This is a genomic window from Pantoea sp. Cr_R13, assembly GCF_029222565.1.
Lineage (GTDB): Bacteria > Pseudomonadota > Gammaproteobacteria > Enterobacterales > Enterobacteriaceae > Pantoea > Pantoea eucalypti.
Genome location: NZ_JARHXL010000014.1, coordinates 11,985 through 25,409 on the forward strand (window position 1 = coordinate 11,985; position 13,425 = coordinate 25,409).

General features: G+C 56.1%; 9 protein-coding genes. 4 read left to right on the plus strand and 5 right to left on the minus strand.

The window, feature by feature from the left end; translation table 11 throughout:
• On the minus strand, nt 1-1,005 hold the full coding sequence (gene argC / locus P2R09_RS14295) for an N-acetyl-gamma-glutamyl-phosphate reductase (protein ID WP_008926933.1): 1,005 nt from the start codon (nt 1,003-1,005) through the stop codon (nt 1-3).
• 167 nt (nt 1,006-1,172) lie between these two features.
• On the opposite strand from argC, the gene argE reads away from it, so the two are divergent.
• Both argE and ppc read left to right on the plus strand, forming a co-directional pair.
• Nucleotides 1,173-2,321 (plus strand): acetylornithine deacetylase, encoded by a 1,149-nt coding sequence (gene argE / locus P2R09_RS14300; protein ID WP_003851216.1) that lies wholly within the window; start codon nt 1,173-1,175, stop codon nt 2,319-2,321.
• A gap of 353 nt (nt 2,322-2,674) precedes the next feature.
• A complete protein-coding gene (gene ppc, locus P2R09_RS14305; RefSeq protein WP_275770765.1) occupies nt 2,675-5,326 on the plus strand; it encodes a phosphoenolpyruvate carboxylase in 2,652 nt (883 codons plus the stop codon).
• A 93-nt stretch (nt 5,327-5,419) separates the two neighbouring features.
• On the opposite strand, the gene metF is transcribed toward ppc, so the two are convergent.
• The 3 genes from metF to metB all read right to left on the minus strand — a co-directional run bounded on the left by metF (nt 5,420) and on the right by metB (nt 10,117).
• Nucleotides 5,420-6,316, minus strand: coding sequence for a methylenetetrahydrofolate reductase (gene metF / locus P2R09_RS14310; RefSeq protein ID WP_275770766.1), 897 nt, complete (start codon nt 6,314-6,316; stop codon nt 5,420-5,422).
• 202 nt (nt 6,317-6,518) lie between these two features.
• Nucleotides 6,519-8,954 carry a bifunctional aspartate kinase/homoserine dehydrogenase II gene (locus P2R09_RS14315; RefSeq protein WP_275770768.1) on the minus strand — a complete coding sequence of 812 codons (2,436 nt, stop codon included), beginning with the start codon at nt 8,952-8,954 and terminating at the stop codon, nt 6,519-6,521.
• Nucleotides 8,955-8,956: 2 nt separating this feature from the next.
• Nucleotides 8,957-10,117, minus strand: coding sequence for a cystathionine gamma-synthase (metB, locus tag P2R09_RS14320; RefSeq protein WP_003851223.1), 1,161 nt, complete (start codon nt 10,115-10,117; stop codon nt 8,957-8,959).
• Between the two features lie 273 nt (nt 10,118-10,390).
• On the opposite strand from metB, the gene metJ reads away from it, so the two are divergent.
• Nucleotides 10,391-10,708 carry a met regulon transcriptional regulator MetJ gene (gene metJ, locus P2R09_RS14325; RefSeq protein WP_003851225.1) on the plus strand — a complete coding sequence of 106 codons (318 nt, stop codon included), beginning with the start codon at nt 10,391-10,393 and terminating at the stop codon, nt 10,706-10,708.
• Between the two features lie 80 nt (nt 10,709-10,788).
• On the opposite strand, the gene rpmE is transcribed toward metJ, so the two are convergent.
• Complete coding sequence (gene rpmE, locus P2R09_RS14330) at nt 10,789-11,004, minus strand: 50S ribosomal protein L31 (protein WP_003851227.1); 216 nt, start codon at nt 11,002-11,004, stop codon at nt 10,789-10,791.
• A 225-nt stretch (nt 11,005-11,229) separates the two neighbouring features.
• On the opposite strand from rpmE, the gene priA reads away from it, so the two are divergent.
• Nucleotides 11,230-13,425, plus strand: a complete 2,196-nt coding sequence (priA, locus tag P2R09_RS14335; protein WP_275770779.1) for a primosomal protein N' — start codon at nt 11,230-11,232, stop codon at nt 13,423-13,425.

Consider the following 13,425-nt stretch of genomic DNA (forward strand, 5'->3'; position numbering starts at 1 on the left):
TTAAATCAGTGACTGCGTTTCAGGGAAGCCGAACCGGATGTTCAGGCACTGTACCGCCTGCGATGCCGCGCCTTTCAGCAGATTATCTTCGGCGGCGACGACAATCAGATGTTCGCCCTGTACTTCAAAACCGATATCACAGTAAGGCAGGCCCACAACGGCTTTCAGCGCCGGCACGCCCTTATCATAGAGCCGCACCAGTGGCTTATTGTCATAGGCGCGATGGAAAACAGCGGCGATATCTTCGCGGCTGACACCCGCTTTCAGACGGCAGGTAATCGTTGCCAGAATACCGCGCGGGAAACTGCCCAGATGCGGCGTAAAGATCACGGGTGTACCGAGGTGCGCAACAATTTCCGGATGGTGACGATGGTTAAACAGGCCATAAGGCTGCAGGCTTACTTCGCAGAAACTGGTGCCGACATTGGCTTTACGTCCGGCACCGCTCACGCCGCTGGTGGCGTTAATGACTGGCCACTGCGCATCGTTTAACAGTCCGGCATCCACCAGGGGTTTCAGTGCCAGTTGCGCAGCGGTCGGGTAGCAACCCGGTACCGCTACCAGCTGCGCCTGCTGAATTTTCTCATGCTGATATTCCGCCAGGCCGTACACCGCTTTGTCCAGCCAGTCACCATGCTGATGGGTAAAGCCATAGAAACGGGTATAAAAATCAGCGTCATTAACGCGGAACGCGCCTGACAGGTCGAACACGACACAACCGGCCTTAAGGAATTCCGGCGCCAGATCGTGGCTGACTTCATGCGCAGTCGCCAGGAACACCACATCCACTTTATCTGCCCACTCAGCTGCGCTGCTTAGCGGCTGTAGCGGCAAATCCACTACGCCTTTTAGCTGTGGATGCAAGTCAGAGAGGCGCTTGCCAGCATCAGGGCTTTGCGCAGAAACCGCCAAAGCGGTTATGTTGATATGTGGATGGCGATTCAGGAAGGTGGCAAGCTCTACACCGGCATAACCACTGGCACCAACGATCAGCGTATTCAACATCAGGCTGTAACCCTTTTTACAGTCGCACGTTCCGGGTCGCGGCCTTGCCCCGTTACCCACCCTGTCATCTGCAGTGATTTATGGTTCCCTTGCAGAGGACGTTAATGTATTTTTATTCACTATTACTGCATGAATATGGATACATCCTAACCCAAGGACCGCCAACAGTGAAGACAAAATTACCGCCTTTTATTGAACTGTACCGCCAGTTAATCGCCACACCGTCGATCAGCGCAACCGATGCCGCACTGGATCAGAGTAATGAAACTTTAATCAATTTGCTGGCCGGCTGGTTCCGCGACCTTGGCTTCAGCGTTGAAGTGCAGCCGGTGCCCGGCACCCGCAATAAATTTAATATGCTGGCGCGAACCGGCACCGGTGCGGGCGGCCTGCTGTTAGCCGGTCATACGGATACCGTTCCCTTTGATGATGGCCGCTGGACGCGTGATCCCTTTACCCTGACTGAGCACGACAATAAGCTCTACGGCCTGGGCACAGCAGACATGAAAGGCTTCTTCGCCTTTATTCTCGACACGCTGCGCGATGTGGATGTCAGCACGCTGAGCAAACCGCTCTATATCCTCGCCACGGCCGATGAAGAGACCACCATGGCTGGCGCCAAATATTTCTCTGAATCGACGCAGCTGCGTCCCGACTGTGCCATCATCGGTGAACCGACTTCGCTTAAACCAGTGCGCGCGCACAAAGGCCATCTGTCGAATGTGATTCGTATTGAGGGGAAATCGGGCCATTCCAGCGATCCGGCACGCGGTGTCAACGCCATTGAACTGATGCATGAGTCAATCACTCATCTGATGCAACTGCGCACGACGCTGCAGGAGCGTTATCACCATGACGGCTTCGCTATCCCTTATCCGACCATGAATTTCGGCCATATTCATGGCGGAGACGCCGCGAACCGTATCTGCGCCTGCTGTGAACTGCATATGGATATTCGTCCGCTGCCAGGCCTGTCGCTGAGCGATCTGGATGGATTACTGAACGAGGCGCTGGCACCGGTGAGTGCACGCTGGCCGGGCCGGGTCACCGTGGCCGAACTGCATCCGCCGATTCCGGGCTATGAGTGTCCGGTAAATCATGAACTGGTGAGTGTGGTTGAGAAATTACTGGGTACGCCAACCGAGGTGGTGAATTACTGTACCGAGGCGCCGTTTATTCAAACACTCTGCCCAACACTGGTCCTGGGCCCGGGCTCAATCAATCAGGCGCATCAGCCCGACGAATTTATTGATACAGCATTTATTAAGCCGACACGGGCGCTAATCAGTCAGGTTGTGCAGCATTTTTGTCACTGATTGACAGCAAATGGGGCATTTCACTGTATTAACAGTAAAATGCCCCCGCAATCTGCGGGATTTAACAATAAGAATAACTTATCCCGCTTCTTTCTCTATAAATTCTAAGAATTTCCGTTAGTTAGCCACATCTTCAGTGCACTTTAACGCATTTGACGAACGCAGCATTACGTGGCTAGATAAAAGACGATGTTATGCCCACCGGGTGATTATCCAGAACGTTTCAGAATGTGGACAGGCGGCAACGGAGCCGGTTCCCTGTAGATTATCGGGGACACAATGTTGCTGATTTTTCTGCTGCCTGAAAGGTCGGGTGTATGAGTTTTTCAAGACGATAAGGGTGTCAGGGTCCAATGAACGAACAATATTCCGCAATGCGAAGTAATGTCAGTATGCTCGGCAAACTGCTCGGGGATACGATTAAGGATGCACTGGGAGAGAACATCCTCGACCAGGTTGAAACCATCCGTAAGCTCTCCAAGTCATCCCGTGCAGGAAATGACACTCATCGTAAAGAACTGCTCAATACGCTGCAGAACCTCTCCAACGAGGAGCTTCTGCCGGTTGCACGCGCTTTCAGCCAGTTTCTGAACCTCACTAACGTGGCTGAGCAGTATCAGACCATTTCGCAAAGTGGTGAGGGTGAGAATCATCCTGAACTGCTGAAAAAGACCTTTGATACCCTGAAACAGCAGAAAGATATCAGCGAAAGCGACATCCTTGCGGCCATTGAATCACTATCTCTGGAGCTGGTGCTGACTGCGCACCCGACCGAAATCACCCGTCGTACACTGATTCACAAGCTGGTTGAAGTTAACAGCTGTCTGAAGCAGCTTGATCACAGCGATGTCTCCGACTACGAACGTAACCAGATTATGCGCCGTTTGCGCCAGCTGGTGGCGCAGGCGTGGCACACCGATGAGATCCGTAAATATCGTCCGACCCCAGTCGACGAAGCCAAATGGGGCTTTGCCGTCGTAGAAAACAGCCTGTGGGAAGGCGTTCCTGCTTTCCTGCGTGAGCTGAACGAACAGGTCGAAGAGGCGTTTGGCATCAGGCTACCGGTCGATTTCGTGCCGGTTCAGTTCACTTCGTGGATGGGTGGCGACCGCGACGGTAACCCGAACGTCACGGCATCGATTACCCGCCATGTGATGCAGCTGAGCCGCTGGAAAGCCACTGACCTGTTCCTGCGCGATATCGGCGTGCTGATCTCCGAGCTGTCGATGTCCGAGTGTAGTGAAGAGATCCGCGAACTCAGCGGCGATCCGGAAGCGCTGGAACCTTACCGTGTGATCCTGAAACGTCTGCGCAGTCAGCTGATGACGACCCAGTCGTTCCTGGAACGCCGCCTGAAAGGCGAACGCCTGCCGCGTCCGGCCGATCTGCTGGTCTCCAACGATCAACTGTGGGACCCGCTGTTTGCCATCTATCAGTCACTGCAACAGTGCGGCATGGGCATTATCGCTAACGGTCAGTTGCTCGATACGCTGCGCCGTGTGAAATGCTTCGGCGTGCCGCTGGTGCGTATCGATCTGCGCCAGGAGAGCACCCGTCACAAAGAGGCGATTGCTGAAGTGACCCGTTATCTGGGCCTCGGCGATTATGAAAGCTGGTCTGAAGCAGACAAGCAGGCGTTCCTGATCCGTGAACTGAATTCCAAGCGCCCGCTGCTGCCTCGTACCTGGGAACCCAGCGATGAGACGCGTGAAGTGCTGGAGACGTGTCGTGTCGCGGCGGAAGCCCCGCAGGGTTCTATCGCCGCCTATGTTATTTCGATGGCGAAAACCCCTTCCGACGTGCTGGCCGTGCATCTGCTGCTGAAAGAAGCGGGCATCGGTTATGCCATGCCGGTTGCACCGCTGTTTGAAACGCTTGATGACCTGAATAACGCGAACGACGTGATGAGCCAGCTGCTGAGCATCGACTGGTATCGCGGCTTTATTCAGGGCAAACAGATGGTGATGATTGGCTATTCTGACTCGGCGAAAGATGCCGGTGTCATGGCCGCCAGCTGGGCGCAGTATCAGGCACAGGATGCCCTGATTAAAACCTGCGAGAAGGCCGGTATTTCACTGACGCTGTTCCACGGACGCGGCGGCAGCATTGGTCGTGGCGGCGCGCCCGCCCATGCCGCACTGCTGTCACAACCGCCAGGCAGCCTGCGCGGCGGTCTGCGTGTGACTGAACAGGGTGAGATGATCCGCTTTAAATATGGCTTACCGGCCGTGACCATAGCCAGCCTGTCGCTCTACACCGGCGCAATTCTGGAAGCAAACCTGATGCCGCCGCCAGAGCCAAAACGCGAATGGCGCGACATTATGGATCAGCTCTCAGCTGACTCCTGTGCGATGTATCGTGGTTATGTGCGTGAAAACGCTGACTTCGTACCTTATTTCCGTTCGGCTACGCCGGAGCAGGAGCTGGGTAAATTACCGCTGGGATCACGTCCGGCCAAACGCCGGCCTACCGGTGGCGTAGAGTCGCTGCGTGCGATTCCATGGATTTTCGCCTGGACGCAGAACCGTCTGATGCTGCCTGCCTGGCTGGGTGCCGGTGCTGCATTGCAGCAGGCGATGGCAGCCGGTCATCAGGATCAGCTGGAAGCGATGTGCCGCGACTGGCCATTCTTCTCCACCCGTCTGGGGATGCTGGAGATGGTCTTCTCGAAAGCCGACCTGTGGCTGGCGGAATATTACGATCAGCGTCTGGTCGATAAATCACTCTGGCCGCTGGGCAAACAGCTGCGCGAACAGCTTGCTGCGGATATCAAAGCGGTACTGACCATCGCCAATGACTCACACCTGATGGCTGACCAGCCGTGGATTGCCGAGTCGATTGCGCTGCGTAACGTCTATACCGATCCGCTCAACGTACTCCAGGCAGAACTGCTGCATCGTTCACGTGCGCAGGAAGCCCGTGGTGATGAGCCGGATGCCCGCGTAGAGCAGGCGCTGATGGTAACGATTGCAGGTGTGGCGGCAGGTATGCGCAATACCGGTTAATCGTGGTCAGGCGCTGACAACGGTCAGCGCTGCCCGCCAGAAAACGAAAAAGTCGGGACGTTCCCGACTTTTTTATTGGCTGAAACAAGAGGGTTAAGCCGCAGCGGCAGGACGCACACCTAACGTGTGACAGATGGCGTAACTCATTTCGGCACGGTTTAGCGTGTAAAAATGGAAATCTTTCACCCCTTCGCGTGACAGGATTTTTACCATGTCCATCGCGATATTGGCGCCCACCATTTTGCGCGTTTCCGGATCATCATCCAGACCGGTAAACATCGCATTCATCCAGCCCGGCACACGCACATTGGTCAGCGTGGCAAAGCGCTGGAGCTGTTTAAAGTTAGAGACCGGCAGAATGCCCGGCACAATTTCTACATCAATGCCGGTCGAAACACAGCGATCGCGAAAACGTAAATAGCTTTCAACGTCAAAGAAGAACTGGGTAATCGCGCGATTTGCGCCGGCATCAATTTTTCGCTTCAGGTTAATCAGATCGGCCTGGGCGCTTTTCGCTTCGGGATGGACTTCAGGATAGGCGGCGACGGAAATATCAAAATCGCCGACCTCTTTCAGCAGCGACACCAGATCGCTGCCGTACATCTCAGGCTTGCCGCTGCCGGGAGGCAGATCGCCGCGCAGCGCCACAATATGGCGAATGCCATTGTTCCAGTAATCCTGAGCAATGGTGCGCAGTTCATCCCGCGTGGCATCAACACAGGTCAGATGGGGTGCAGCCTCCAGCCCGGTTCTATCTTTAATGCCTTTGATAATGCTGTGGGTGCGGTCGCGTTCCCCTGAGTTCGCGCCGTAGGTAACAGAAACGAATTTCGGTTTCAGGCTGCTCAGGCGATCGATGGAGGTCCAGAGGGTCTCTTCCATTTCGCTGGTGCGCGGCGGGAAGAACTCAAATGAAACATTAATTTGCCCGTTCAGCTCAGCCAGGCTCTGGTTTAGCGCTTCGCGCTGATTGGCATGAAAGAAACTCATCCTGCACCCTCATCGATTAACAATCGGCCTGTGAACATCTACACGTTTAGACGTCCAGATGTTCAAAATGACGTAATCTGCGGATGCCGTCAACTTAAAAATGATCAACAGCCGTGATCAATTTTCAATCAACATGAAGAAGTTTCAACAGAGGAGAGATAACGCATTGAAAACAGGCGCCGAAGCGCCTGTTAAAGAGAAATTACAGCAACTGTGCGAGGCGATTAATATCTGACTGTATTGCACCTGCGGTAACATCACGGCCAGCACCCGGTCCGCGGATGACCAGCGGATTGTCGCGATACCAGCGACTTTCAATCGCAAAGACGTTGTCGCACGGCAGCAGCGAAGCCAGCGGATGTTCCGGACGCACCGCTTCGACACCGACACGTGCTTTACCGTTGGCATCAAACCGGGCAACGTAACGCAGCACCAGGTCCATCTCCTGCGCGGCTTCCAGACGCTGCAGCATCTGCTCATTCAGCTCTTCACCATTTTCAAAGAAGTAGTCTACTGAGCCCTGCTGACAGTTGTCTGGCACCAGCGATTCCACCCGTACCTGATCCGGCTCGATGTTGTAGCCTGCTTCACGCGCCAGGATCACCAGCTTACGCATCACATCCTGACCCGAGAGATCGGCGCGCGGATCCGGCTCGGTTAAGCCCTGTTGCCACGCCTGATCCACCAGCTCGGTAAACGGCACCGTGCCATCAAACTGCAGGAACAGCCAGGACAACGTACCGGAGAAGATCCCGCTGATTGCCAGGATGGTATCGCCGCTGTCACGCAGGTCGCGTACCGTGTAATTGATCGGCAGACCTGCGCCTACGGTGGCGTTATAGAGCCAGTGACGCCCGGTTTTGGTAAAGGCATCACGAATCTGCCGCCAGGTCTGACTGTCTGACGCACCCGCGACCTTATTGGCGCTGATCACGTGAAAGCCGTGGCTGGCAAAGTCGAGATACTGCTGTGCCAGCGGTGTGCTGGCTGTGACATCCAGCACCACAAGATCATCAAACGGATGCGCACACATCCACAGGAACAGCGACTCTTCATCACGTTCCACCGCTTCATCATCAAAGAAGGCAAGTGCCCGACTGGCATCCAGCCCTTCATAGCTCAGCAGGCTGCGACGGCTATCCGCGACACCCGCCAGCACAAATTCAAAGCCGGTCCGCGCTGACAGCGTTTCCTGATCGCGGGCAAACAGCTCCAGCCAGCGTGAACCGATATTCCCTTTGCCAAATAGCATCAGGCCGATGCGCTTTTCTGCGCGGAACAGCGACTGATGGAGTCCCTGAACCAGATGCTGTGTCGGGCCGACGCGCAGCACCGCGACCACGCTGATGTGCTCTTCTGACTGCCAGATGAACTCAACCGGCTGATCCTTTAACTGCTGCCAGAAGCGATGGGTATGCAGCGGATTGCGGGTAACACCTGCGCCAACCAGCGCCACCAGCGCAAGCCCGTCGCGCAGCTGGAGATGGCCCGGTAAACCGGCATCCTGTAGCAGCGTAAAGGCGCTGTTAACCACTTCGGAGGTATAACAGAGCTGCAGCAGTTGACGGTCAGGATGGACGCCAAACGCCAGCGGACGCAGCTGCGCGCGCTTCAGCAGCAGGTCGATCTCTTTGTGCAGGATAGCGAAGTCATGCTGCTCTGGCAGCTGAATCTCAATCAGGCAAACATCATCATGGCTGGTGACGATGCGCGCGCCTGTGCCGGAGGCCAGCACGCGTTCAATTCGGGTTGAGCCCTGCTCCGGCTGATAACTGCAGCGCAATTGCAAATCGATATCACTGCCGGAAACCGGCTGCAGCGTACGGGTATGCAGCACCGGTGCCGCCAGACGCGCCAGCTCACTGGCCTCATCCAGCCTTAACAGCGGCAGCAGACAGGCATCAGAGACTTTGCGGGGATCGGCGCTATAAACGCCCGCCACATCGCTCCAGATCGTCACACGCCCGACACCCGCCAGCGCGCCGATCTGCGTAGCGGAATAGTCGGAGCCGTTGCGGCCAAGCAGGACGGTTTCACCGGCATCGTTGCGGCTGATAAAGCCGGTGACCACGATGCGCTTGTGTGGATGCTGTGCCAGCAAAGTCTGCAGCAGCGGCCAGGATTTACCTTCATCCACCTGCGGTTGAGCAGCACGTTCAGCACGCAGAAACTCACGCGCATCCAGCCAGCAGGCCTGCAGATCACGCTGGCTCAGGACCGCTGACATCAGGCGTGCTGACCAGACTTCACCGTGCCCGACCACTTCGGCATAAACCGCATCGGTAATCGGCGCATCCAGCAGGGCGGCCAGCTTTTCCAGATCGCGAATAAACGCAGTAATTAAAGGTTCGGCGATCTCAGCAGGCAGCAGCGCACCGATCAGTTCGCTCTGGTAGCGACGCAAGGCCTGTTGCACCTGGTGCGCAGAGAGGCGATCGCTCTGGCTCAGCTTCAGCCAGCTAATCAGCTGGTTGGTGGTTGAACCTGCCGCAGAGACCACCATCAGGTCGCCCGGCTGGCTGTAATCCGCCATAATGCTGGCAACGCGCTGATAGCAACGCGCATCGGCCAGGCTGCTGCCACCAAACTTATGCAACTGCCTGATAGTCGGCGTTCCCGCGCCTGCTGAAATCGTCATACTTAACCCTCGGCTGCGATCCGGAATGCATTATCCAGATCGGCAATTAAATCTTCGTGATCTTCAATACCAACAGAAACCCGTAGCAGCGTATCGGAAATGCCCGCTGCCGCGCGTGCTTCTGCTGACATACCCGCGTGCGTCATGGTGGCGGTATGGGAGATCAGACTTTCCACGCCACCCAGCGATTCCGCCAGCGTAAAGAGCCGCAACGCTTTCAGGAAGCGGCGCAGCAGTGCCTCATCACCGTCGATTTCAAAACTCAGCATGGCACCAAAGCCGCGCTGCTGACGTACGGCATGTTCGTGTCCGGCGTTTTCCGGCAGCGAAGGATGATACAACTTTTTCACCCGCTTCTGCTGCTTCAGATACTCAACAATCGCGAGTGCGTTGCGTTGTGCGGCCGCAATGCGCGGCGACAGGGTACGAATCCCGCGCAGCAGCAGATAGCTGTCAAACGCCGCGCCGGTTACACCAATATTATTCGCCCACCAGGCCAGGTCGGTTGCCAGTTGCGGATCTTTGGCAATCACCGCGCCCGCTACCACATCGGAGTGGCCATTGAGGTATTTGGTACAGGAATGGATCACCAGATCGGCACCCAACGCCAGAGGGTTCTGCAGTGCCGGACTCATAAAGGTGTTGTCCACCACGCTGATGGCACCTGCTGCGCGGGCAGCGGCGCAAATCGCGCTGATATCCACTACGCGCAGCAGCGGATTGCTTGGGCTTTCAATCAGCACCAGTTTAGGGTTTTCATCCAGTGCCGCCTGCAGCGCCACCGGGTCGCCCTGATCGACAAATTTAACCCGATACGCGCCGCGCTTGCTCAGGCTGTCAAACAGCCGATAGCTGCCGCCATAACAGTCGTGTGGCGCAACCAGCAGATCGCCAGGCTTCAGGAACACCGTCGTCACCAGGTGAATCGCCGACATCCCGGTATTGGTTAATACCGCGCCCGCTCCTCCTTCCAGTTCGGCCAGGGTACGCTGTACGACATCACGCGTGGGGTTGCCACGACGGGAGTAGTCATGCGCACGAGGCTCATTAAAATCCAGGAAGTTGTAGGTCGTAGAGAGGTGGATTGGCGGGACAACGCAGCCATATTGCTCGTCATCATTCAAACCGCTGCGCACTGCGATGGTTGCCGGTTTACGCGTCATGAGCGAATTGTTCCTGAAGAGTGAATAAAATGTAGGTCACAGGATATCACCCTCTAATTAGACGTCAATACATCTGGACATCTAAATGTCTTTGCGTATAGATTGAGCAAAAACGCAATAACCGCTAAAATTATGCGTCATCGCCTGGCGTTCCCCTCTGTGATGCAGAGGCAGTGAGCGAAGAAAACCCGCCATATCAGGGGTCAGGCAGGAAAAAATCAGGCATAATTCGCTGATTTCCTCACATTTAACGTTTATTAATTAAGGTAACCCATGGCTGAATGGAACGGCGAATATATCAGCCCGTACGCTGAGCACGGTAAGAAGAGCGAGCAGGTCAAGAAGATTACAGTATCTATCCCATTGAGCGTGCTGAAGATTTTAACGGATGAGCGTACCCGTCGTCAGGTGAACAACCTGCGTCACGCCACCAACAGTGAGCTGCTTTGCGAAGCCTTTTTGCATGCCTTTACCGGGCAACCGTTGCCAGACGACGTGGACCTGCGTAAAGAACGCAGCGATGAAATTCCTGAAGAAGCGAAAAAGATCATGCGCGATATGGGCATCGATCCCGACACCTGGGAATATTGATTCGTCAGCGCATAAAAAAACCCAGCCGAAGCTGGGTTTTTTCTTGCCGCCGAACCCGCAGGTTCAGGTGCCTTTTAATCTTATTTTTTAGCGCCTGGCACGCTGAAACGCTTGTTAAAGCGGTCAACACGGCCACCAGTTGCCACTTCACGCTGCTTACCGGTATAGAACGGGTGGCATTTGCCACAAACGTCCAGGTTCAGTTCGTGAGTCAGTGTTGAACGGGTGTGGATCTCGTTGCCGCAGGTACATTTGATAGTAACTGCTTCGTATTTCGGGTGAATACCTTGTTTCATGGGGAACCTCATAGAAGGCCGTGTCGCTCTCCGTGCCAGGCTTTGACCTGCACAGCACCACACGCGGTTGAACATTATAGGGTGTACTCCGGCCAGATATTTCTCACCGAAGGCGGCATATTATACAGGTAAGTTTCGATTGCTGCAAATATCTGCTGAGATACCCGCCATCAGGGTCAGCGTGTACACTAGCTTCCCCGATGATGATGCCGGAAAGAGAGAGTTATGCCCGTAGTCCAGGTCGCCCTGCCCGTCCCCTTGCCCCGCCTGTTTGACTATCTGCCGCCACAGGGTGCGCAGCCGGTCATCGGCGGTCGCGTAAGTGTGCCCTTTGGCAATCGCAGGATGATCGGGATTGTGGTCGCCTTTCGTGACAGCAGCGATCTGCCGGAAGCACAACTCAAGCAAGTGATCGAGGTGCTGGATAGTGAGTCACTCTATCCGCCGTCGCTGTGGCGCATCCTTAACTGGGCCGCCAGCTACTATCATTCGCCGCAGGGAGAAGTGTTAAGCCACGCCATTCCAGTGCTGCTGCGCCAGGGCAAAGCGGCGCAGGATAATCCCTTATGGCGCTGGGAAATCACCGAGCAGGGCCGGGCAACGGCACCCGAAAGTTTAAAGCGGGCCCCGAAACAGCAGCAGGCACTGGCAGCACTGCGTCAGCAACCCCTCTATCGTCATCAGGTCAGTGAACATGACCTTACGGAAGCCACGCTGCAGGCTCTGCGGGCCAAAGGGTTGTGCGAACTGCATGAGCATCAGCCGCAGATGCACGACTGGCGTACTACCTATGCCGTTAAAGGCGAGCGTCTGCGACTGAATACGGATCAGGCGATGGCCGTAGGTGCGATTCGGGCAGATGATGAGCATTATGCTGCGTGGCTGCTGGCGGGCATTACCGGTTCCGGCAAAACCGAGGTTTATCTCAGCGTGCTGGAAAATGTGCTGGCACGCGGTAAACAGGCGCTGGTGCTGGTACCGGAGATTGGCTTAACTCCGCAGACTATCGCCCGCTTTCGCGAACGTTTCGATGCGCCTATCGATGTGCTGCATTCCGCCTTAAATGACAGTGAGCGGCTGGCGGTGTGGTTACGTGCACGACGCGGTGAAACGGCGATTGTGATTGGCACGCGATCGGCGCTGTTTACGCCGCTGGCCCGTCCTGGCGTCATCATCATTGATGAAGAGCATGACAGCTCTTATAAACAGCAGGAAGGCTGGCGTTATCAGGCACGCGATCTGGCCGTTTTCCGTGCGCATGAAGAGGATATCCCGATTGTTATGGGATCGGCGACACCCGCTCTGGAGACGCTGCACAATGTACGCAGCGGCAAGTATCGCCAGCTCGACCTGACAAAGCGCGCCGGCAATGCCAGACCGGCGCTGCAACAGCTTATCGACTTAAAAGGTGTGCAGCTGATCGGCGGCCTGGCACCGGGCCTGATTGGTAAAATGCGCCAGCATCTGCAGGCCGATAATCAGGTGCTGCTGTTTCTTAACCGCCGCGGCTTTTCGCCCGCCCTGCTCTGTCACGACTGCGGCTGGATTGCCGAATGTACCCGCTGCGATCGCTATTACACGCTGCACCAGCATCATCGCCAGTTACGCTGCCACCATTGCGACAGCCAGCGTCCGCTGCCTAATCAATGCCCGCAGTGTGGTTCAACGCATCTGCTGCCGGTAGGTGTCGGAACCGAACAGCTGGAGCAGCAGCTCGGTACACTCTTCCCTGGCGTGCCGGTGTCGCGAATTGACCGTGATACCACCAGCCGCAAAGGGGCGCTGGAGCAGCACCTTGCTGACGTTCATCGCGGCGGCGCACGCATTCTGGTCGGCACCCAGATGCTGGCCAAAGGGCATCATTTCCCTGATGTCACCCTGGTGTCTCTGCTGGATGTTGATGGTGCGCTGTTCTCAGCCGATTTTCGCGCGGCGGAACGCTTTGCGCAGCTCTATACTCAGGTCGCCGGTCGTGCTGGCCGCGCTGGCAAGCAGGGCGAGGTGTTATTACAGACGCATCATCCGGAACATCCTCTACTTCAGACACTGCTGCACCAGGGATATTCGGCATTTGCGCAGCAGGCGCTGCTGGAGCGACAGGCAGTTCACCTGCCGCCCTGGAGCCGCCATGCGCTGTTCCGCGCGGAAGATATGGACAATCAGCAGGCGGCGGAATTTCTGCAACAACTCCGTAACTTGCTGGAGGCGAGCCCGCTCAATGACAAGGCGATGTGGTTTATGGGTCCATTGCCGGCTCTGCAGCCAAAACGCAGCGGACGCTGGCGCTGGCAACTGCTGCTGCAGCATCCTTCCCGGCAGCGTCTGCAACAGCTGCTGAGCAGTTCATTGCCGCTGGTTTCCACGCTACCCGCCGCGCGCAAAGTGAAATGGACGCTGGATATTGACCCGACAGAGAGCTGA